This window comes from Arthrobacter paludis, from assembly GCF_056782315.1.
On the sequence record NZ_JBXAEW010000006.1, the window covers coordinates 106,201 to 126,805 of the forward strand.

17 protein-coding genes and 1 tRNA gene are annotated in these 20,605 nt (G+C 74.2%); 7 read left to right on the forward strand and 11 right to left on the reverse strand.

From position 1 onward, the window contains the following. Positions 1-190: 190 nt before the first annotated feature. Positions 191-856 (reverse strand): MOSC domain-containing protein, encoded by a 666-nt coding sequence (locus AC1Q5D_RS06865; protein WP_481737832.1) that lies wholly within the window; start codon positions 854-856, stop codon positions 191-193. A 38-nt stretch (positions 857-894) separates the two neighbouring features. On the opposite strand from AC1Q5D_RS06865, the gene AC1Q5D_RS06870 reads away from it, so the two are divergent. Next, complete coding sequence (locus AC1Q5D_RS06870; RefSeq protein WP_481737833.1) at positions 895-1,314, forward strand: hypothetical protein; 420 nt, start codon at positions 895-897, stop codon at positions 1,312-1,314. A gap of 136 nt (positions 1,315-1,450) precedes the next feature. Here the strand turns inward: AC1Q5D_RS06870 and AC1Q5D_RS06875 are convergent, their stop codons facing one another. The 3 genes from AC1Q5D_RS06875 to AC1Q5D_RS06885 all read right to left on the reverse strand — a co-directional run bounded on the left by AC1Q5D_RS06875 (position 1,451) and on the right by AC1Q5D_RS06885 (position 4,907). Beyond that, on the reverse strand, positions 1,451-2,164 hold the full coding sequence (locus AC1Q5D_RS06875) for an NADPH-dependent FMN reductase (RefSeq protein WP_481737834.1): 714 nt from the start codon (positions 2,162-2,164) through the stop codon (positions 1,451-1,453). Between the two features lie 180 nt (positions 2,165-2,344). After that, a complete protein-coding gene (locus tag AC1Q5D_RS06880) occupies positions 2,345-3,505 on the reverse strand; it encodes a cystathionine gamma-synthase (protein ID WP_481737835.1) in 1,161 nt (386 codons plus the stop codon). Positions 3,506-3,515: 10 nt separating this feature from the next. After that, positions 3,516-4,907 (reverse strand): cystathionine beta-synthase, encoded by a 1,392-nt coding sequence (locus AC1Q5D_RS06885; protein ID WP_481737836.1) that lies wholly within the window; start codon positions 4,905-4,907, stop codon positions 3,516-3,518. A gap of 295 nt (positions 4,908-5,202) precedes the next feature. Between AC1Q5D_RS06885 and AC1Q5D_RS06890 the strand changes: the two genes are divergently transcribed. After that, positions 5,203-8,100: an AfsR/SARP family transcriptional regulator gene (locus AC1Q5D_RS06890; protein ID WP_481737837.1), complete on the forward strand. Its 2,898-nt coding sequence runs from the start codon at positions 5,203-5,205 to the stop codon at positions 8,098-8,100. Positions 8,101-8,185: 85 nt separating this feature from the next. Next, positions 8,186-9,217 carry a DNA-3-methyladenine glycosylase family protein gene (locus AC1Q5D_RS06895; RefSeq protein WP_481737838.1) on the forward strand — a complete coding sequence of 344 codons (1,032 nt, stop codon included), beginning with the start codon at positions 8,186-8,188 and terminating at the stop codon, positions 9,215-9,217. On the opposite strand, the gene AC1Q5D_RS06900 is transcribed toward AC1Q5D_RS06895, so the two are convergent. Then, complete coding sequence (locus AC1Q5D_RS06900) at positions 9,214-10,911, reverse strand: AMP-binding protein (RefSeq protein ID WP_481737839.1); 1,698 nt, start codon at positions 10,909-10,911, stop codon at positions 9,214-9,216. The two genes, AC1Q5D_RS06895 and AC1Q5D_RS06900, sit on opposite strands and share 4 nt — an antisense overlap. Continuing rightward, positions 10,908-11,288 carry a thioredoxin gene (trxA, locus tag AC1Q5D_RS06905; RefSeq protein ID WP_481737840.1) on the reverse strand — a complete coding sequence of 127 codons (381 nt, stop codon included), beginning with the start codon at positions 11,286-11,288 and terminating at the stop codon, positions 10,908-10,910. Before trxA ends, AC1Q5D_RS06900 begins: the two co-directional genes overlap by 4 nt. Before the next feature lie 167 nt (positions 11,289-11,455). Between trxA and AC1Q5D_RS06910 the strand changes: the two genes are divergently transcribed. Then, entirely contained in the window at positions 11,456-11,974 is a 519-nt protein-coding gene (locus tag AC1Q5D_RS06910; protein WP_481737841.1) for a hypothetical protein, read from the forward strand. Positions 11,975-12,037: 63 nt separating this feature from the next. Here the strand turns inward: AC1Q5D_RS06910 and AC1Q5D_RS06915 are convergent. Then, a tRNA-Tyr gene (locus AC1Q5D_RS06915) sits at positions 12,038-12,119 on the reverse strand. Between the two features lie 112 nt (positions 12,120-12,231). Here AC1Q5D_RS06915 and AC1Q5D_RS06920 point away from each other — a divergent pair. Continuing rightward, positions 12,232-12,720: a YajQ family cyclic di-GMP-binding protein gene (locus AC1Q5D_RS06920; RefSeq protein ID WP_481737842.1), complete on the forward strand. Its 489-nt coding sequence runs from the start codon at positions 12,232-12,234 to the stop codon at positions 12,718-12,720. 18 nt (positions 12,721-12,738) lie between these two features. Here the strand turns inward: AC1Q5D_RS06920 and htpX are convergent, their stop codons facing one another. Both htpX and AC1Q5D_RS06930 read right to left on the reverse strand, forming a co-directional pair. Next, positions 12,739-13,608 (reverse strand): zinc metalloprotease HtpX, encoded by an 870-nt coding sequence (htpX, locus tag AC1Q5D_RS06925; protein WP_481737843.1) that lies wholly within the window; start codon positions 13,606-13,608, stop codon positions 12,739-12,741. Between the two features lie 172 nt (positions 13,609-13,780). Further along, a complete protein-coding gene (locus AC1Q5D_RS06930; RefSeq protein WP_481737844.1) occupies positions 13,781-15,061 on the reverse strand; it encodes an MFS transporter in 1,281 nt (426 codons plus the stop codon). A 139-nt stretch (positions 15,062-15,200) separates the two neighbouring features. Here AC1Q5D_RS06930 and AC1Q5D_RS06935 point away from each other — a divergent pair, with 139 nt between their 5' ends. Both AC1Q5D_RS06935 and AC1Q5D_RS06940 read left to right on the forward strand, forming a co-directional pair. Further along, positions 15,201-15,629, forward strand: a complete 429-nt coding sequence (locus AC1Q5D_RS06935) for a Fur family transcriptional regulator (protein ID WP_481737845.1) — start codon at positions 15,201-15,203, stop codon at positions 15,627-15,629. A 43-nt stretch (positions 15,630-15,672) separates the two neighbouring features. Beyond that, complete coding sequence (locus tag AC1Q5D_RS06940) at positions 15,673-17,169, forward strand: catalase (RefSeq protein ID WP_481737846.1); 1,497 nt, start codon at positions 15,673-15,675, stop codon at positions 17,167-17,169. Between the two features lie 113 nt (positions 17,170-17,282). Here the strand turns inward: AC1Q5D_RS06940 and AC1Q5D_RS06945 are convergent, their stop codons facing one another. Beyond that, positions 17,283-18,989: a sigma-70 family RNA polymerase sigma factor gene (locus tag AC1Q5D_RS06945; RefSeq protein ID WP_481737847.1), complete on the reverse strand. Its 1,707-nt coding sequence runs from the start codon at positions 18,987-18,989 to the stop codon at positions 17,283-17,285. Between the two features lie 132 nt (positions 18,990-19,121). Beyond that, positions 19,122-20,525, reverse strand: a complete 1,404-nt coding sequence (locus tag AC1Q5D_RS06950; RefSeq protein WP_481737848.1) for an FAD-dependent oxidoreductase — start codon at positions 20,523-20,525, stop codon at positions 19,122-19,124. Positions 20,526-20,605 lie beyond the last annotated feature (80 nt).

Genomic DNA, 20,605 nt, shown 5'->3' on the forward strand with positions numbered 1-20,605 from the left:
GGACTGGCACCGATCGCTCCGGCCCCTCCCCTATGACCACTGGCCCGCGGCGCACGGGCCCACACACGTAAATGCTCCTGCCTCAAGAATTGGGCCGGATGCGAGGGAAGACCGGAATTCGGTGAACACTCCATTCTACAGCCGCGGGCGCCCGGCGCGAGGCCCGGGTGCTGTGCCTTTGGGCACAGGGCTAGCGGCGGAGCGCCTGCTCCGCGCTCCGCCGCGGCTTCTCCCCGAGCGTGTATCCGCCGTCGGCCTCGCCGTCGAGCAGCGCGCGCGCCTGGTCCGGGGTCAGGCCCCGGAACGCGTCGCGCACGGTCACGCCGTGGGCGGGGCGGGACTCGACGGTCACGGAGTCCCCGGCCCGGACGCTCCCGCGCCGCACCACCCGCAGGTAGCAGCCGGTGTCGGCGCGCTCGGTGAAGCGGGCCACCCAGTCGCCGATGCCCATGCGGCGGGCGAACGTCTTGCACGGGATGCGCGGGCCGGTGACCTCGAGGACGACGTCGGCGCCGACGCGCCACCGCTCCCCGACGACGGCGTCCGAGGCGGCCACGCCGTCGACGTGGAGGTTCTCCCCGAAGGCCCCCGGCGCCAGGTCCCGGCCGAGTTCGGCCGCCCAGCGCCCCATGTCCGCGGCGGCGTACGCGTAGACGGCCTGGTCCTCGCCACCGTGGTGGGCCCGGTCGGCCTGGACGTCGCCGTAGACGCCGAGGACCCCGACCTTGACCCTGCCGTCGGCGCCGCGCTTGTCGATGGCGGTCACTCCGGCCGGCCCGCCGGGATCCGGCAGCAGCTGGTGGACGCGGCAGACGGCCAGCAGCGTGCCGGTGGAGGTGGTCTCGGCGGTGGGCATGCCACCAGCGTAGTCGCGCGGACCGCTAGGCTCGGCGTGTGAAAAACCTACCCGTGACCCTGCGCGTGGCCGTGTGGTGGTGGGGCGCCGCCGCCGTCGTGGTCGCCGCCTTCGGCATCGCGTCCCTGGCCGGTTCGGATCCGGTCGGCGGCGAGCGCCACGGCCTCGTCTCCCTCGCCATCCTGCTGCTCGGGCTGGCCGCCGTGATCGCCGTCGGCGCGTGGCAACTGGCCCGCGGCCGGCTCGGCGGGCGCGGGACGCTCACGACGTTCGGCGTCATGGCGGGCGTGCCCATGCTGGTCAGCGGGGGGCTGCGGCTGACGGTCGTGGGCGTCGCCCTGCTGGTCGGGGTGCTGCCGCTGTGGCTGCCGCCGAGCCTGCGGTTCTTCAAGGAGCAGTCGCGGGCCGCGCGCGCCGACCGCCGCGCCGCCCGCAAGGCCGCCGGGCGGGGCCGGTGACGGCGGCAGCGCCGGAGGACCGGGACGCCGCGGCGCTCCCCTCAGGCCCGGACGGGGAAGGCCCCGGGCCGCTGTCGCGGTCCGGGGCCTTCGTGCCGGGTGCCGCCGTGGAGGCAGCCGTGGGGCCGGTGGCCTGCTAGGCGGCGACCAGCTGGGCCTTGCGCACCGCGGCGAACTGGCGGGTCCACGGGACGAGCTGGTCCAGGACCGGGGCCAGGGAGGCGGCCTGCAGCTCGGTCGGCTTGAAGGTGGCGAACTCCTCGAAGTCGGTGAAGAGGGAGAACATGCCGGTCTTCTGCACGTGGGCGACCTGCAGCTCGGAGAGGATCCCGCGCAGGTGCTCGACGGCGCGCACGCCGTGGGCGGAGCCGTAGGAGACGATGCCGGCGGCCTTGTTGGCCCACTCGGCGTTCAGGTAGGACAGGGCGTTGGCCAGCGCCGGGGCGACGGAGTGGTTGTACTCCGGGGTCACGAAGACGTAGCCGTCGAACCCGGCGATCGCCGCGGCCCACGCCTGCGTATGCGCGTGCTGGTAGTTCCCGTAGGCGGCCGGGTACGGCTCGTCGAGCAGCGGCAGCTTGTAGTCGGCGATGTCGACGAGCTCGTAGGCGGCGTCGCCGCGCTGGCGGGCCTGCTCGAGGACCCACTCCGCCACCTGGCGGTTCAGCCGGCCGGGACGCGTGGAACCGGTGACGATGGCGATGCGCGGCGCGTCGGCCGTGGGCTCGGGACGCGCCGCGGGGGCGGCCGGCGTGGCCTCGACCGGGGACTCCGCGCCGGGGGCCTCCGCGGGAGCGCCCGCCGCGCGGCGGCCGGACGGGGAGCCGAAGAGCTTCTTGAACCAGGACATGGGGGCCTTCTTTCACCGAGGTTGCTTGATTCTTCAACCAGCGTACGCGGTCCTCCGTGACGCGTCAACCATCTGGCGGGCGTCGATGCGTCCCGGACGGGGGCACCGTCCGGCCCCGGGCACGCCAGAGGCCCCGCCCCCGGGTGCTTCCGGGGTGCGGGGCCTCGTGGGCGGCGCGCGCTACAGGCGGCCGAACGCCTGCTCGAGGTCCGCGATCTGGTCCTCGACGTCCTCGATGCCGACGGACAGGCGCAGCAGGTTCACGGGCACGGCCAGCTCGGTGCCCTTGACGGACGCGTGGGTCATCTCGGACGGGTAGTTCATCAGCGACTCGATGCCGCCGAGGGACTCGGCCAGGGTGAACACCCGCGTGGACTCGGCGATCGTGCGCGCCGCGCCCTCGCCGCCCGCGAACTGCACCGAGACCATGCCGCCGAAGCGCCGCATCTGCCGCGCCGCCAGCTCGTGGCCGGGGTGCTCGGGCAGGCCCGGGTAGAGGACCTTCTCCACCTCGGGGCGCGTCAGCAGCCACTCGGCGATCTTCTGGGCGTTGTCCGAGTGGCGGTCCATGCGCACGCCGAGCGTCTTGAGCCCGCGCGTGGTCAGGAAGGCGTCCATCGGTCCGGAGACGGCGCCGACGGCGAACTGCACGAACCCGATCTTCTCGGCCAGCTCGGCGTCGTTGACGACCACGGCCCCGCCGACGACGTCGGAGTGCCCGCCGATGTACTTGGTCGTCGAGTGCACGACGATGTCCGCGCCGAGGGACAGCGGCTGCTGCAGGTACGGGGAGGCGAACGTGTTGTCCACCACCAGCAGGGCGCCGGCGTCGTGGGCGATCTGCGCGATCGCGGCGACGTCCGTGATCTTCATCAGCGGGTTCGACGGCGTCTCCAGCCACACGATCCGCGTCTGGGAGGCCGCGACGGCGGCCCGGACGGCGTCCAGGTCGGCCATGTCCACGGGCCGGTTGCCGATGCCCCACTCGCCCAGCACGCGCGCGAACAGCCGATAGGTGCCGCCGTAGGCGTCGTTGCCGAGGACGATCGCGTCCCCGGGCCGGGCGACGGCGCGCACGATCGCGTCCTCGGCCGCCAGCCCGGACGAGAACGAGAACGCGTGCGCCCCGCCCTCGAGCGCGGCCAGCTGGTCCTGGAGCGCGTCGCGGGTCGGGTTGGTCCCGCGGCCGTACTCGTACCCCTCGCGCAGGCCGCCGATGCCGTCCTGCGCGTAGGTGGTCGAGAAGTGGACCGGGGGCACGACGGCGCCGGTGCGCGGTTCGAAGGCCTGGCCCGCGTGGATCGCGCGGGTGTTGAATCCGGTGTTGGTCGTCTCAGCCATGGCCCCGAGCCTACGCCGTCGCGCCCTGGGTGGCCCGGGCGGCGTCATCGGCGGTCACAACGCCGGCGATGACGCCGGCCTCGGCGACGAGCACGGCCGGGGCGCCCGCGACGAACGCGCCCTCAAGCACGGACAGGGGCTGGTCGGCGCCCAGCAGCGGCAGGGCCTCCCCCAGCGGTCCCTCGAAGAGCTCGGCGAGCGGCGTGCTGCCGGGCACGCCCGCCGCGGTCGCGGCGGCCAGGGCCTCGGGCGTGACCGTGCCGCGGACCTCGCCAATCACCGCGGGCGGCTCGTGGCCGAGCACGGGAAGGGCCGGCAGGTGGCTGGACTTCAGCGCCGCGGCGGCGTCGTCGAGCGTGGCCTCGGCCCGCACGTGCGGCAGGGCGCCGGCGTCCCCCGGCAGGGCCTCGCGGATGCGCGTCCCCTCGGTGTCCGGGGCGATGAAGCCGCGCTCGGCCATCCACGGGTCGCTGAAGATCTTCGCGAGGTAGCCGCGGCCGCCGTCGGGCAGGACGACGACGACGACGTCGTCCTCGGTCAGCCCCTCCGCGGCGCGCAGCGCCGCCACGACGGCCATGCCCGAGGAGCCGCCCACGAGCAGCCCCTCCTCGCGGGCGAGGCGCCGGGTCATCGCGAACGACTCGGCGTCCGTCACCGGCAGCACCTCGTCCGGAACCGTCTTGTCGTAGTTGTCCGGCCACATGTCCTCGCCGACGCCCTCGACGAAGTAGGGCCGGCCCGTGCCCCCGGAGTAGACGGAGCCGTCGGGGTCGGCGCCGATGACCTTCACCGGGCCGGACTCCCGGTCCTTGGAGACCTCCTTGAGGTAGCGGCCCGTGCCGGTGATGGTGCCGCCGGTGCCCGCGCCGACGACGACGTGGGTGACCTTCCCGTCGGTGTCGTTCCAGATCTCCGGGCCCGTGGTCTCGTAGTGGCTCGCCGGCGCCGCCGGGTTGTTGAACTGGTCCGGCTTGTACGCCCCGGGGATCTCGCGGACGAGGCGGTCGGAGACGCCGTAGTAGGACAGCGGCGAGTCGGGGGCGACGGCGGTGGGCGTGACGACGACCTCGGCCCCGTAGGCGCGCAGGACGTCCCGCTTCTCCTCGCCGACCTTGTCCGGGGTGACGAAGACCGTCTTGTACCCCTTCATCTGGGCCACGAGGGCCAGACCGACCCCGGTGTTGCCGCTGGTCGGCTCCACGACCGTCCCGCCCGGAGCGAGCTGCCCGCTGCGCTCCGCCTCCTCGATCATCCGCAGGGCGATGCGGTCCTTGATCGACCCGCCCGGGTTCAGGTACTCCAGCTTGGCGAGGACGGTGGGCCTGACGCCGTCGGTCACCTTGGAGAGCTTGACGAGGGGCGTGTTGCCGATGAGGTCCAGGACGGAATTGGCGTACTTCATGCCCGCGACTTTACCGGCGGGGCCGGGGGCGGGGCGCATCGCCCGCCATGGTCCGTCATGTCTTGGGCGTTCCCGCGGACGCTCCGGGCAGGGGTCTGCCGGCGGCCCTCCCCCCGGGGACCGCCGGCCGTCCCGCACTCGGACCGGACTGGTGTCCCCCCGGCACCGCTCCGGTCCGCCTTCGGGGCCGGCCCCGGTGTCCCCCCCGGCACCGGTCCGGCTCCTGACGACCAGCATGGGACACGGCCCTTTCACTGGCCTTTCAGTCGCGGACGCTCCGCGACACAATGGAACCATGCCGAGTCCGGGTCGCCGCTACGCCGTGTTGGGCCCGGTCCGGGCGGCGGACGGCGACGCCGAGGTCCCGGTGCCGGCGGGACGTTGCCGGGTCCTGCTGGCCGCCCTGCTGGCCGCGGGCGGCCGGACCGTGTCCGTGGACGACCTGGTCGAGGCGGTGTGGGAGTCCACCCCGCCGCAGCGCGGCGCCGCGGCCCTGCACACCGTGGTCTCGCGCCTGCGTGGCGCGATCGGCCAGGACGCCGTGGCCTCGGGCGACGCCGGCTACCGGATCGTGCTCGACGGCGCCTGGCTCGACGTCGCGGCTGCGGAGGCGGCCATCAACGCCGCCGGCGATCTCCCTCCCCCCGCAGCGGCCCGGACCCTCGCGGGCGCGCTGGACCTGTGGTCCGGGGCGGCCTACGACGGGGTGCGGGACCGGCCGTTCCTCGTCGCCGAATCCGCCCGCCTCGACGCCCTGCGGTTGGACGCCCGCGACCGCTGGGCGGCCGCCCTGATCGCCTGCGGCCGCCCCGCGGACTGCGTCGGCCCGCTGCGCTCCCAGCTGGCTGAATCCCCGGACCGCGACCGGACCGCCGAGCTCCTGGTCCGCGCACTGACGGCTGCGGGGCACCCGGACGAGGCCCGCGACGCGGCCGACGCACACCGGCGGGCCGCCGAGGAGGGGCTGTGGGGCCGCCCCTCGCCCGGGTTCCGGGAGGCGGCCGCGGAAGCCGCGCGGGCCGCGGGCGCGGCGAGCCCCTCGCCGGTCCCGTCCCGGCAGGGGCCCGTGCCCCCCGACGACGCCTTCGTCGGCCGCGGGGAAGACCTACGGCGGCTCGCCACCCTCGTGGCCGCGCACCGCGTCGTGTGCCTCACCGGGACCGCCGGGGTCGGGAAGGCGCGGCTGGCCCTCGAGGCGCTGCCGGACCTCGAGGCGGCCCTCGGCCTGCCGGCCGCCGTCGTCCCGGTGGGCGACCGCCAGCCCGGCACGCTCGCCGCGGCCGTGGCCGACGCCATCGGCTTGGCGGCCGACGCAGCCGGGATCGAGCCCCTCCTGGAGCAGCTCTCCCACCAGCCCCAGCTGCTCGTGTTCCTGCACTGCGGGCGCCGGGCCGGCGAGGTGGGCCGGCTCGCGGCGGTCCTGGCCGACCGGGCGCCCGCCGTGCGGCTGTTGGCCACGAGCCGGGTCCGCCTCGGGATCCCCGGCGAGCGCGTCGTGCCGCTGGCGCCGCTCGGCCTGCCCGCCCGGGCTGCGACTCCGGTGGAGGCGGGCCGTTCCCCCTCGGTCCGGCTGTTCCTGGAACGGCTCCTGCAGCGGCGCCCGGGCCTCACCGTCACGGATCAGGCCGTCGCCGCGGCGGCGCGGCTCGTCCGCGCGCTCGACGGCGTGCCGCTCGCCATCGAGTTGGCCGCGCACCGGGCGGCCACGCTCGGCGTCGCCCCGCTGCTGGACCGTCTGGGCACCGGACTGGACCTGCGTGCGGACGGGGCCGGGACACTGCGCGACGTGGTCGCCTGGTCCCACGACCTGCTCGGCGAACGCGCCCGTGCGGCGCTCGCAGCCCTATCGGTCCTGCGCGGGCCCTTCGACGCCGAGACGGCCGAGGCGATCGCCGGGCCCGACGCGCTGGACTGCCTGGCCGAGCTGGCCGACGCCTCGCTGGTCGAGGTCGCGGGGACCATCGACCGCCCCGCCTACCGGCTGCTGGGGCCCATCCGGGCCTACGCGGCGGAGCAGTTGACGGCCTCGGAGCACCGGGGGCAAGCGGAGCGGGCCCTGATCGGCTGGGCCGGGACGCTCGTGAGGCGGTCGGCGGAGGCCGAGGAGCGCGGTCGGGAGCCCGGAGGCGCCGACCTACGCGCGCTCGAGGCCGACCGGCACCAGGTCGCCCTCGCCATCCGCAGTGCCCTCGCCGCCGGGGAACCCCATGCGGCGGCCGCGATCACCGGCCCCCTCAGCCTGCTCGCGCACTGGCGTCCCGGCCGGGAGTTGTGGGACCTCGTCGAGGCCGTCGCCGACCACCCCGGGCTGGGGGCGGGCCACGGCGCTGCGCTCGCCCGGGCGTCGGCGGCCTTCGTCGCCACGGAGCGTGGACGGCACGCGGAGGGCCTGGCCCGGGCGGACCGGGTGCTGCGCGACCCGGCCGCCGACTCCGAGGCCCGCGCCCTGGCCCTGCTCGCGGAGGGGATCGCGAGCCACTACGCGGCCGACGCCGCGCGGGCACGCACCACGTGGGACCGCCTGTTGGCGCTGCCCGCGGCCCCGGCGTCGCTCCGCGCCGATGCCCTGTCCTCGCTCGCCCTGCTGCGGCTCTTCGACGGCGTCGCCGACGAGGCCGCCGAGATCGCGCGCGCGGCCGTCGCCGCCGCCGGCGGGACCGGCAGCGCGGCCCGGGCCTTCTGCCTGCTGACGTACGGTGCGACGACGGCGGCGTCCGATCCACAGTTCGCCCTGGGGCTTTTCGCCCAGGCGGCCCGGGACGCGGACGCCCTCGGGGCGTCCCACGTGTCCGTCATGGCCCGGATCGCGACCCTGCGGACGCGGCTTCGGCACGCCGGCGGCGAGGTGCTCGGGCTTGCGGAGGAGCTGCTGGACCGGCAGGGGCACGCGGGCGACTGGCCGACGACGTGGACGATCCTGCGCCTGGCCGCGGAGTTGCTCGAGCGCGGCGGCCACCACGGGGAGGCCGAAGTCGTGCTCGCGGCCGCCGACCTCGATCCGGCGGCGCCGGTCCTGGTCAACGACGACATCGGGGAGTACCGCGCGGTCCGGGAGCGGCTGGGGAAGGCGCTGGGCCCAGGCGGCCTGGCGCGGGCCCGGGCCCTGGCCGGCGTCATGCCGCGGCCCGAGGTCGTCGCCCGGTGCCGGGCGGCGCTGCGGACCCTGGAGACGGACGCCGCGGCACGGAACTGACCCGCGGCGGTGGCACCATGGTGGGGTGACGTCCCGCCTCCCTTCGCCTGCGCCCCACGCCGGAGCCCTGGACCCGGATCCGAGCGTGCCGGACGCGGAGGCCGGGTTCCCGGTCGCCGGGCCCCTCGACCTCGCCCGGACGCTCGGCATCCTCCAGCGGGGCAGCCACGACCCGACCGTGCGGGTCGGCGACGGGCAGGCCTGGCTCTGCTTCGCGACCCCGGACGGCCCCGCCTCGTTGCACCTGCGCCACGATGCCATGTCGGGGTGCGTGGCCGCCCGGGCGTGGGGTGCCGGAGCCGGCCGGGCCGTCGAGGGCGTGCCCGGGCTGCTCGGACACCAGGACGACTGGTCCGGGTTCGACGCCGCCGTCGTCGGCTCGCAGGGCCCCGCGCCCGGTGGCCCCGCGCCCGGTGGCGCCGGGCCCGGTGGCGCCGGGCCCGGGGCGGCCGGATCCGGCGGGCCGGCGCCCTTCGCGGCTCCCCTGCCCCGCATGGCGGCCGAGGCGCGCCGCCGCCACCGCGGCGTGCGCCTGCCGGCGACGGGCCGGGTCTTCGACGCGCTGGTTCCCGTCGTCCTGGAGCAGAAGGTCACGACCATCGAGGCCCGCTTCGCGTGGCGCTTCCTGGCGGCGCGCTTCGGCGAGCCTGCGCCGGGGCCGGTGCCGGAGGGGCTGCGGCTGGCCCCGGGGCCCGCCGCGCTGCGCCGGATCGGGTCGTGGGACTGGCACGCGGCGCGCGTCGACGACCACCGCCGGGCCACGGTCCTGCGCGCCGCCGAGCGCGCGACGGCGATCGACCGGTTGGGCGCCCGTTCGCTCGCGGACGATCCGGGGCGCCCGCTGCAGTCCATCCCCGGGATCGGCCCGTGGACCGCGGCCGAGGTCCTCCAGCGCACGCACGGCCACCCGGATGCGGTGTCCGTGGGCGACTTCCACCTGGCGGCGTACGTCGGCTACGCCCTGACGGGGCGCCCCACGGACGACGCGGGGATGCTCCGGCTCCTGGAGCCGTGGCGCGGGCACCGCCAGCGCGTCGTGCGGATGATCGGGCTCTCCGGCTTCCGCAAGCCGAAGTTCGGCCCGCGGCTGGCGCCGATGGACCACCGCCGCCGCTAGCCGCGCAGCAGCCGGGCGGCCTCCTCGCGCATCTCGACCTTGCGGATCTTCCCCGAGACGGTCATGGGGAAGCTCTCGCGGACCTGGACGTAGCGCGGGATCTTGTAGTGCGCGATCCGGCCACTGCAGTACTCCCGCAGCTCCTCCTCGCCGAAGCGCCCGGCACCGTCGTGCAGAATGACGCAGGCCATGAGCTCCTCCCCGTAGCGCTCGTCGGGGACGCCGATGACCTGCACGTCACGCACGGCGGGATGGCGGTGCAGGAAGTCCTCGATCTCGCGCGGCGAAATATTCTCGCCGCCACGGATGACCATGTCCTTGATCCGGCCCTCGATGCGCACGTAGCCGTCCCGGTCCATGGAGGCCAGATCGCCGGTGTGCATCCAGCCGTCCGCGTCGATGGCGTCTGCGGTCTTCCCGGGCTCGTTCCAGTAGCCGGCCATCACCGCGTAGCCGCGGGTGCACAGCTCGCCCGCCTGCCCGCGCGGCACGGTCTCGCCCGTGGCCGGGTCGAAGATCTTCGTCTCGAGGTGCGGCATGGTCCGGCCCACCGTCTGCGTCCGGCGCTCCAGGGGGTCGTCGCGGCGCGTCATGGTCGACACGGGCGACGTCTCCGTCATGCCGTAGCAGATGGCCACGCCGGACATGTTCATCTCGGAGACGACCCGTTCCATGGTCTCGACCGGGCACGTCGACCCGGCCATGACCCCGGTCCGCAGGGTCGAGAGGTCGTAGTCCGCGAACCCGGGCAGGGCCAGTTCCGCGATGAACATGGTGGGGACCCCGTAGAGGCTCGTCCCGCCGTGGCGCTGGACCGCCTCCAGCGCCTCCGCCGGCTTGAACGCACGGCCCGGCAGGACTGTGGCGGCGCCGTGGCTGAAGGCGGAGAGGTTCCCGATGACCATGCCGAAGCAGTGGAAGAAAGGCACGGGCAGGACGACCCGGTCCTCGGGGCCGTAGCCGAGCAGTTCGCCGATGTGGAACCCGTTGTTGAGGATGTTCCGGTGCGAGAGCGTCGCGCCCTTGGGGAACCCGGTCGTTCCGGACGTGTATTGGAGGTTGATCGCGTCGTCGGGCGAGAGGGAGGCCAGTGTTTCGTCGAGGCGCGCGGGAGGCACGCGGTCGGCGAGCGCCAGCAGCTGGGCCCACGTGTGTTCGCCGCCTCCCGCCGCGCCGAGGGAACCGTGGGCACCGGGCGCGTCGGCGTCGCCGGGCTCCGGGAGGAACACGAGCTCGCGCAGGCACTCGTGCTCCGCGTGGGCGGCGCGGGCCATGCCCGGGTAGTCGCTGTTCGCGTCGGCGGGCGCGACGATCAGGGCCCGCATGCCGCACTGGCCGACGACGAACGAGAGCTCGTGCGTCCGGTAGGCGGGGTTGACGTTGACCAGGATGATGCCGGCCTTGGCGGTCGCGTATTGGGCCAGCGTCCACTCGGCGCAGTTCGGGCTCCAGATGCCCACGCGTTCCCCGGGCCGGATGTCCGCGGCGAGGAGGGCCCGGGCGAGCCGGTCCGTGGCCTCGTCCATCTCGGCGTACGTCCACCTGCGCCCGGTGGAGGCCTCGACGATGGCGTCGCGTTCCGCGTACCGGCGGGCCATCGCGCGGAAGTGCCCGCCGATCGTCTCGTCGAGCACGGGCAGGGACGTGTCCCCGGCGGTGTGTGAAGGCGCCCCGCCGGGAGCGGCCCCGGTCACGGTCGGGAGGCCTGCTCGTCCTGCTGCTGCTCGAGCTGGGCGTGCACGTCGGCCATGTCGATGCCCTTGACGGCATCGATGAGGTCGCCCAGCTGCGAGGAGTTCAGGGCGCCCGGCTGCGAGAACACGAGCACCTTCTCGCGGAACGCCATGAGGGTCGGGATGGAGGTGATGCCGGCGGCGGCGGCCAGGCCCTGCTCCGCCTCCGTGTCGACCTTGGCGAACGTGATGTCGGGGTGCTGTTCGGAGGCCTGCTCGAACACGGGGGCGAACTGGCGGCACGGCCCGCACCACGCGGCCCAGAAGTCGACGAAGACAATGTCGTTGTCCTCGAGCGTCTCAGCGAATCCGGCCTCGGTGATGTCGATGGTTGCCATGACCTAACCGTAGCCGCTGGCCCGCCGCCTGTCGCGGGTCGCCCTCGGCCTGTGGACCGGGGGCCACGCCGGGGCAGGTTATCCACAATCCGGGCGGGGGGCCCGGCGCGGCCCCCGCCGCCGTGGCTATGGTCGCCGCACCTGCCGTCGAGCCGAAGGAGGGCGCCGTGCCGCGCCACACCGTCCTGACCATCATCGAGGGCCGGCCGCTCCCTGGCGCGTTGGCGGCCGGCGCCGGGCTTGCGGCCGCCTACGCGGCACGCGTCGCTGCCGGGCGCGGGGAGGGCGCCCGTCCAGGCGGGGAAGGCGCCCGTCCGGGCGGGGAGGGCGCCCGTCCGGGCGGAGGCCGCCGCGGGCCGGGTCCTGCCGGTGCCGCGGGGTGGGCCGGCACGACGCCGGAGCTCTACGCCGTCGGGGAGGCCGCCCGGATCCAGCGGCGACTGCCGCCTCCCGGCCCCGCGCCCGGGCGCGGCCCGGCCGCGACGGCGGTGGGCGAGGTCCACGCGGTGTGGGCGGCGGGCCGCTGGATCAGCCCCGACGACTGCCCGGCCGCGCCGGCCCCGGACGGCGGGGCGACGGCGTGGCAGTGGGCGCACTACCGGGCGGTCATGGCCGCCGGGCCGCGCGCGCACCTGCTGCTGTGGGAGCTCGGAACCGTGGCCGCCGACGGGGTGGCGGCCGCGTGACGGCGGACACGCGAAAGGCCCCGGACCTGATGGTCCGGGGCCTTCGTCCCTGGCGGGAAACGGTGGCAGATGAGGGATTCGAACCCCCGTAGGCAATGCCAGCTGATTTACAGTCAGCCCCCTTTGGCCGCTCGGGTAATCTGCCGAACGTTCCGTGCGGAACGAGTAGAGACTCTACCGAAAAAGTCCCGCGGAATCGAATCGGCGCCGCGCCGGTACTCTGTGATGCGAACCGACCACCCACCGAGGAGGAGCCCATGGCGAGCGATTCGACGTTCGATGTTGTCAGCAAGGTCGACACCCAGGAGGTGTCCAACGCCCTGAACCAGGCGCAGAAGGAGATCGCCCAGCGGTACGACTTCAAGGGCGTGGGCGCGGAGGTCGACTTCAGCGGGGAGAAGATCCTGATGAAGGCGAGCTCTGAGGAGCGCGTCAAGGCGGTGCTGGACGTCTTCCAGTCCAAGCTCGTCAAGCGCGGCATCTCCCTGAAGTCCCTCGACGCGGGCGAGCCGTTCGCCTCCGGCAAGGAGTACCGGATCGAGGCCTCCATCAAGGAGGGCATCTCCCAGGAGCACGCCAAGAAGATCAACAAGCTGATCCGCGACGAGGCCCCCAAGGGCGTCAAGTCCACGATCCAGGGCGACGAGCTGCGCGTCTCCTCCAAGTCGCGCGACGACCTGCAGACGACCATCGCCCTGCTGAAGGACTTCGAAGAGGCGGACCTGCAGTTCGTCAACTTCCGCTAGGCGCCGAGGCCGCCCGGCTCAGTACCCGAGGGGGCGTCCCGCGAGGTGCTCGAGCCGGGCGATCCGGTCCGCCATCGGCGGATGCGTCGCGAGCAGCTTCTTGGCTCCGCCCAGGAACGGGTTGGCGATCATCAGGTGCGACGCGTTCACCAGGCGCTGGTCCTCCGGGAGCGGCGCGCGCTGGACGCCGGCCTCGAGCTTCCGCAGCGCGGAGGCCAGGGCCAGCGGGTCGTTCGTGAGCCGTGCGCCGTCCTCGTCGGCGTCGTATTCGCGGGTGCGGCTGATCGCCATCTGGATCAGCGAGGCGGCCAGCGGCGCCAGCAGCGCGGTGGCGATCATGGCGAGGGGATTCGCGTTGCGCCGGTCCCCGCCGCCGAAGAAGAGCATGAATTGGGCCACCGACGTGATCACCCCGGCGACGGCCGCGGCCACGGAGGACGTGAGGATGTCGCGGTTGTAGACGTGCATCAGCTCGTGGCCGAGCACGCCGCGCAGCTCGCGCTCGTCCAGCAGGTGCAGGATCCCCTCCGTGCAGCACACGGCCGCGTGCTGCGGGTCCCGGCCCGTGGCGAACGCGTTGGGGGCCATCGTCGGCGAGACGTAGAGGCGGGGCATGGGCTGCTGGGCCGTGATCGAGAGCTCGCGCACGATCCGGTACATCGCCGGCTGCTCCTGTTCCGTCACCGGATAGGCCCGCATGGCGCGGATCGCGATCTTGTCGCTGTTCCAGTAGCCGTACGCCGTGGTGCCGAGGCCGATCAGCGTGAAGATCCAGATGAACGCCGAATTGCCCGTCCCCGAGGCGATCAGCCAGCCGATCGCCAGCAGGATGGCGAACATGCCGCCGAGCAGGGCGGCCGTCTTCAGCCCGTTGTGGTGTTGGTGCACGGGTCGCCGTCTCCCTTTCCTGGTCCGCCGGCCGCACGGTGCGGCCTTGCGGGTCCAATCTATCCAACGTCCGGACCCGCCGGTATGCTCCCCGGCCCACCCCACCGCCCGGCGACCGGCCCGTCGGTCGCCCCGCCCAAGGCGTCGCCCGGCGGGGCCGTCCCGCGGCCCGCTACGGTTCCGGGCGCCGCGCGTCGTAGCGCAGGAACCCGGCCTGCCACCGCACGAGCGCCGTCGCCGCCAGCGCACACGCCACGCCCCCGGCGGCGAGCGTCCACCCCTCGCCCACCAGGTCGGCCACGCCGCCGGAGACGAGCTCGCCCACGCGGGGACCGCCCGCGACCACGACGATGAAGACCCCCTGGAGCCGGCCACGCAGGTGGTCGGGCGTAGCCGACTGCAGGATCGTGTTGCGGAAGATGCCGCTCACCGAGTCGCAGACCCCGGCGAACGCCATGCAGGCGGCTGCGGCCCAGACCCAGGCGCCGGCGGACCCGTCCGCCGGCAGCGGGCTCCGGCCGGCGGCGAGGACGACGACGCCGAACCCCCCGATGCCCACCGCCCAGCCCAGCACGGCGAGGTACACGGCCGCGCCCTGGCGGTGGATCCGGCCGAGCGGACCGGAGAACACCCCCGTGAGGAAGGCGCCGAGCGCGGTCGCGGCCAAGAGGATCCCGACGGTCGTCTCGCCGCCCCCGATGAGGACGGCGCCGACGGCCGGCAGCAGGGCCCGCGGGGCGGCGAGGACCATGGCCGCGATGTCGACCAGGAACGTCATGCGGATGTTCGGCTGGGTCCGCAGGAACGCGAAGCCCTCCGCCACGGCCCGCACACCGGCCTTCCCGCCGCGCCGCGCGGGCGGCAGCGGCGGCAGCCGGTACACCGACCACAGCGCGGCCAGGTAGGTGACGACGTCGACCGAATACGTCCACGCGTAGCCCACCTGGGCCACCAGCACGCCGCCGAGGACCGGGCCAGCCATCTGGGCAATCCCGAAGGTCACCATGTTCAGGGAGTTCGCCGCCGGCAGCAGCTTCATCCCGACCAGCGCGGGGATGATGGCGCCGCGCGTGGGCTGGTTGATGCCCCCGGCCCCGGAATGGACGGCGATCAGGGCGTAGAGGACCCACACATTCTCCAGTCCGAGCCACGCCTGGGCGGCGATCGCCGCCGTCGCGACCCAGAGCACGGCCCCGGACGCGAGGGCGACGGCGCGGCGGTCGCGGGAGTCGGCGATGGACCCGCCGTAGAGTCCGGCCAGGACCAGCGGCACCAGCGCGAAGAGCCCCAGCAGGCCGACGGCGAAGCTCGACCCGGTCAGCTCGTAGACCTGGAGGCTCACGGCCACCAGCGTCAGCTGCCCGCCCAGGGCCGCGAATGTGTTGCCGATCCACAGCCGCCGGTACGCGGGACTCGCGCGCAGGGGCGTGAGATCGGCGAGGAGGCGGGGCACCGCAGGAGTCTACCGAGCGGTCCGGCCAGCACCGCCCCGGTCCCGGCACCCCTCATTCGCCAGCACGTCACGCGCCGTTATCCTGACACACTCAAAAGATTATCTTGACTTACTCAAAATAAGTCGGTGGAATAGGGGCATGGACTTCTCCGACCGGCTGCACGACCAGGGCTTGCGCGTCACGCGCCAGCGCCTGGCCGTGCTGGAGGCCCTCGAGGCCCACCCGCACTCCTCGGCGGACACCGTCGTGTCCGAGGTGCGCGGGGAGCTGCCGGACACGTCCATCCAGTCCGTCTACAACGTGCTCAACGACCTGACGGGACGGGGCATCCTCCGGCGGTTCACGCCGCCGGGCTCCCCCGCGCTCTACGAGACCCGCGTCGACGACAACCACCACCATGCCGTCTGCACGGAATGCGGGCGCGTCGAGGACGTGGAGTGCGCCGTCGGGCACGCCCCCTGCCTCACGCCGTCCGAGGACCACGGGATGGCGATCCAAGTTGCCGACGTCCTGTACCAGGGCGTCTGTCAAGACTGCAGGACCAGGGCCGAAGCCGGCGTTGGCTAGGCCCGGGCCGCAGACGTACCCACCGAAAAAGAAGGAGAGTCTCTTGTCGGAGAACTTCACCACCACCCAGACCGGCACCCCGGTCGCCAGCGACCAGTTCTCGCTGACCACCGGTGCCGACGGCGTGACCGCGCTGCACGACCGCTACCTGGTCGAGAAGCTCGCGTCGTTCAACCGCGAGCGCGTGCCGGAGCGCAACCCGCACGCCAAGGGCGGCGGCGCGTTCGGCGAGTTCACCGTCACCGAGGACGTCTCCCGCTACACCAGCGCGGCCGTGTTCCAGAAGGGCGCGACCAGCGAGACGCTGCTGCGCTTCTCCTCCGTCGCCGGCGAGCAGGGCTCCCCCGACACCTGGCGCGACGTCCGCGGCTTCGCGCTGCGCTTCTACACGACCGAGGGCAACCTCGACATCGTCGGCAACAACACCCCGGTGTTCTTCCTGCGCGACGCCATGAAGTTCCCGGACTTCATCCACTCGCAGAAGCGCCTCGGCGGGTCCGCCCTGCGCGACGCCGACATGCAGTGGGACTTCTGGACCCTCTCCCCCGAGTCCGCGCACCAGGTCACCTACGTCATGGGCGACCGCGGGCTGTCCAAGTCGTGGCGCCACCTGAACGGCTACGGCTCCCACACCTACCAGTGGGTCAACGCCGCCGGGGAGCGCTTCTGGGTGAAGTACCACTTCATCTCCCAGCAGGGCGTCGTCCCGATGGCCGCCGACGAGGCCGAGCGCCTGGCCGGCTCCGACGCGGACTACTACCGCCGCGACCTCTACCAGTCCATCGAGGCCGGCGACTTCCCGTCGTGGGACGTCAACGTCCAGATCATGCCGTACGAGGACGCGAAGACCTACCGCTTCAACCCGTTCGACATGACGAAGGTCTGGCCGCACGCGGACTACCCGCTGGTCAAGGTCGGCACGTTCACGCTGAACCGCAACCCGCGCAACTTCTTCGCCGAGATCGAGCAGGCCGCGTTCTCCCCGGGCAACCAGGTCCCGGGCACCGGCATCTCCCCGGACAAGATGCTCATGGCGCGCGTGTTCTCCTACCCGGACGCCCAGCGCTACCGCATCGGCACCAACTACAACCAGCTGCCGGTGAACCAGCCGCACGCGGCCGAGGTGCGCAACTACATGCACCAGGGCAACATGCAGTACCACTTCAACGATGCCGACGCGCGCGTCTACACGCCGAACTCGTTCGGCGGCCCGGTCGCCGAGCCGGCGCGCGGCGCCGAGGCCTCGTGGGAGTCCGACGGCGCGCTGGTCCGCTCGGCCCAGACGCTGCACTCCGAGGACAGCGACTTCGGCCAGGCCGGGACGCTGTACCGCGACGTGTTCGACGCCGGGGAGAAGGAACGCTTCCACGAGACGCTCCTGGGCCAGGCCGACGCGATCACCCGCGAGGACATCCGCGAGCGCTTCTTCCAGTACTGGACGAACGTCGACGCGAACCTGGGCTCGCTGCTGCGCGAGCGCTTCGCCGCCGGCGATGCCGGTGTCAAGGACGGCGCGGCCGAGCTGGCCGCCCGCGCCTAGCGCACCGCCCGGGCCCCGCGCGCCCGCACCGACCGGTGGCCGGTCCCTTCGGGGGCCGGCCACCGGCGCGTTAAGGGGGCGGCCGGAGCCGGCCCCCCGGGCCCTCCGGCGGCCTACCGCCAGGGCAGCACCAGGTCCACGGTGCGGGTCTTCCCGCTTCCGCTGGCCGTGCCGACGGCAAGGATCCCACCGGACCCGGACCCGGAGCCGGAGCCGGTGGCCGACGGCGGCGCGGCATCGGTCTCCTCCGGAGTGGTCTCCGTGGCGGGCTCCGTGGACGGCGCCGGGGAGGTGTCGTCGGAGGGCGTCGGGGAGGTGTCGTCGGACGGCGTCGGGGTCGGGGTCGGGCTGGGGTCGCCCGGGGCCGGGCTGGATTCGCTCGGGACCGCCGATTCCGACGGCGTGGCCGTGGGCGAGCCGGACTCCGACGGCGACTGGGTGCCGTCCGGACCCTGGGTCCCGTCCTGCGTCCCGCCGGACGCCGCACCTGGGGCATCCTCCACGGACTCCCCCGTCGCGGCGCCGGTGCCGGTCGGCGCGGGGACCCCGGACACGTACGGGTCCCCCGTCGGCGCCGGCCGCGTGGCGGTTTCGGCCGGGTGCCGCGGCGTCGAAGGGCCGGGGACGCCGCCGGCGCCGCCGGCGGAGGGCATGGCCGAAATCGTGGCCTCGGGGCGCTCGCTCGTGGGCGGCGCAGGGACGAGGCTGGCGACGGGGGCCGGGGGCTCGGCCGTCGGCTCGGCCCCCTGGGCGGGCGCCGAGGCACCGGCGTCCGGGGTCTGGCCCCCCGCAGTGGGGCGGGCCGGGCGGTCCAGGGACGCGTCGGCGATCTGGCCGCCGGACCAGACGGTCCAGCCGGCGATCCCGGCGAGGGCGACGGCCATGGCCGCCGCCGCGGCGGCCGCCGCGGGGGCGTTGGCGCGGACGACGCCGGCCGCGCGGCCAGCGGCATCCTGGACCCAGGCCCCGGCCGCTGGCCAGGGGCCGAGCGGCGCGGCGGCGCCGGCCGCGAGGAAGCCCGGGGCCAGCCAGGCTCCGGATCCGGCACCGAGCACCAGCGGCACGACGATCCCGCGCAGGGAGGCGCCGACGTCATTCACCTGGGCGAGCACCGCGGTGCACCGGCCGCAGCCGTCCAGATGGGCCTCGACGGCGGCCCGCTGCCGCTGGCGGAGCCCGTTCCGCGCGTAGGCGCCGAGCAGGCCGGCCGTCTCGGAGCAGCGCCGCTGGTCGACGGCACCGACGTGCCCCTGGAGGTAGGCCTGCCGCAGGCCCTCGCGCGCCCGGACGGCGAGGGCCGAGACGGCGTTGGGGGTCAGGCCCAGCAGCGGGGCGATCTGGGCCGGCTTGAGGCCCTCGACCTCGGTGTGCCACAGGACCGCCTGCCAGCGCTCGGGCAGGGAGGTGAACGCGCCGACCACGACGCCGGCCTCGAAGCGGCGCATCACCGGGTCGGCGTGCTCGTCGCCCCGCTCGAAGAGCTCGATCTCGTCCGTCGGGCGCTGGCGCGCGGCCTGGTCGTTGCGGGCGAACGCGAGCCGCGACACGGCGGTGCACAGGTACGCGCGGAAGAACGTGTCCGGTCCGCCGCCGTCGCGCAGGACAGCGTAGACCCGCGCGAAGCCCTCCGAGACCAGGTCCTCGGCGTCGGAGTCGTTGAAGGCGCGCCGGCGCGCGACGGCGAGGGCGGCCGCGTGGTGCCGCTCGTACAGGGCCGCGTAGGCCTCGGCGTCGCCCGCGCGGACGCGGCCGATCAGTTCGGGGTCGCTGGCCTGCTCGGGAACGGTTCCGCTGGTCTCGGGGGTCTGTTCTGGGTGCACGGGGGGCCTTCGGTTGGCGGTCAGTCCGTCCCAAGGCGTTCCCCGGTCCTTGGGCCACCTCAATAGTGTCCGACGGCGCTGCGATCCCCAAGTCCCGTCGGCCGCCCCCGGTGGGCAGGGGCGGCGGCGCGGCTACTCCCCCTGGGAGATGCGCACCATGTCCTCGCGCGGCACGACCTTCACGCGCTCGCGCGTGATCTCGCCGGCGGGGGTCTGCACGGTCCCGGCGGCCTCGCCGAGGGCCCGCTCGTGCGCGTCCAGGGCCAGCCAGCCCTGCCACGTGGTGTAGGCGACACCGCGCTCTTCGAGCAGGCCGACCACGGCGTCCTCCTCCGGGTGCTCGGCCGGCGGCAGGTCGGGGCGGTCCTCGAGGAGGTTCCCGATGGTCTCGAGGGCGTCGCCCTTGGTGTGGCCGATCAGGCCCACGGGGCCGCGCTTGATCCACCCGGTCGTGTACAGGCCCGGGATGTGCTGGCCGGCGGCGTCGAGGACGCGCCCGCCATCGTTCGGGATCACGCCCCGCTGGGGGTCGTAGCCGACCTCCGACAGCTCGGAGCCGAAGTAGCCGATCGCCCGGTAGACGGCCTGGACCGGGTAGTCCACCATCTCGCCGGTGCCGCGCACGTTGCCGGTGCCGTCGAGCTCCTGGCGCTCGAAGCGCATGCCCGCCACCTTCCCGTCCTCGCCCAGGACCTCGACCGGGGAATGCAGGAAGTGCAGGTGCAGGCGCCGGGAGGCCCCGGTGTCCTGTTCCTCGACAAGCCAGTTGGTCAGCGTGTTGACCATGGTCTTGACCTGGTTGTTGGACTTGATCGCCGCGTCGGAGGCCTCGTCGAACTCGAAGTCCTCCGGGTACAGGACGATGTCCACGTCCCGGCTGTGGCTGAGCTCGCGCAGCTCCAGGGGCGTGAACTTCACCTGGGCCGGCCCGCGGCGGCCGAAGACGTGCACGTCCGTCACCGGCGAGGCCTTCAGCCCCGCGTACACGTTCTCCGGGATCTCCGTGGAGAGCAGGTCGTCCGCGTGCTTGGACAGCACCCGGGCCACGTCCAGGGCGACGTTGCCGTTGCCGATGACCGCGACCTCCTTGGCCTCCAGCGGCCACTCGCGCGGCACGTCCGGGTGCCCGTCGTACCAGGACACGAAGTCCGCGGCCCCGAACGAGCCCTCCAGCTCGACGCCGGGGACGTCCAGCGGCGCGTCCTTGATGGCGCCGGTCGCGAAGATCACCGCGTCGTACATGTCCCGGATGTCGGAGAGCTTGAGGTCGCGGCCGTAGGTCACGTTGCCGAGGAAGCGGATGTCGCCGCGGTCCAGGACCTTGTGCAGGGCGTTGACGATGCCCTTGATCCGGGGGTGGTCCGGGGCGACCCCGTAGCGGATCAGCCCGTACGGGGCCGGGTAGGCGTCGAAGAGGTCGATCGAGACCTCGAACTCGCGTTCGGCCTTCGTCAGGATGTCAGCCGCGTAGACGCCTGCCGGTCCTGCGCCGATGATGGCAACGCGGAGCGGGCGGTCGGCTGCGGTCTGGGGCACGGGACTTCCTCACGTCGGGGCCGGATGGGCGCGCCGGAATAGCGCACGGCACCCTAGTCTAATTGCCCGGCGCGCCGGGC

What these genes read in the sequence shown, in the direction of transcription:
- AC1Q5D_RS06865 (WP_481737832.1), bottom strand. Translation starts at nt 856, where the DNA reads ATGCCCACCGCCGAGACCACCTCCACCGGCACGCTGCTGGCCGTCTGC.
- AC1Q5D_RS06875 (WP_481737834.1), bottom strand. Translation starts at nt 2,164, where the DNA reads ATGTCCTGGTTCAAGAAGCTCTTCGGCTCCCCGTCCGGCCGCCGCGCG.
- AC1Q5D_RS06880 (WP_481737835.1), bottom strand. Translation starts at nt 3,505, where the DNA reads ATGGCTGAGACGACCAACACCGGATTCAACACCCGCGCGATCCACGCG.
- AC1Q5D_RS06885 (WP_481737836.1), bottom strand. Translation starts at nt 4,907, where the DNA reads ATGAAGTACGCCAATTCCGTCCTGGACCTCATCGGCAACACGCCCCTC.
- AC1Q5D_RS06890 (WP_481737837.1), top strand. Translation starts at nt 5,203, where the DNA reads ATGCCGAGTCCGGGTCGCCGCTACGCCGTGTTGGGCCCGGTCCGGGCG.
- trxA (WP_481737840.1), bottom strand. Translation starts at nt 11,288, where the DNA reads ATGGCAACCATCGACATCACCGAGGCCGGATTCGCTGAGACGCTCGAG.
- AC1Q5D_RS06920 (WP_481737842.1), top strand. Translation starts at nt 12,232, where the DNA reads ATGGCGAGCGATTCGACGTTCGATGTTGTCAGCAAGGTCGACACCCAG.
- AC1Q5D_RS06935 (WP_481737845.1), top strand. Translation starts at nt 15,201, where the DNA reads ATGGACTTCTCCGACCGGCTGCACGACCAGGGCTTGCGCGTCACGCGC.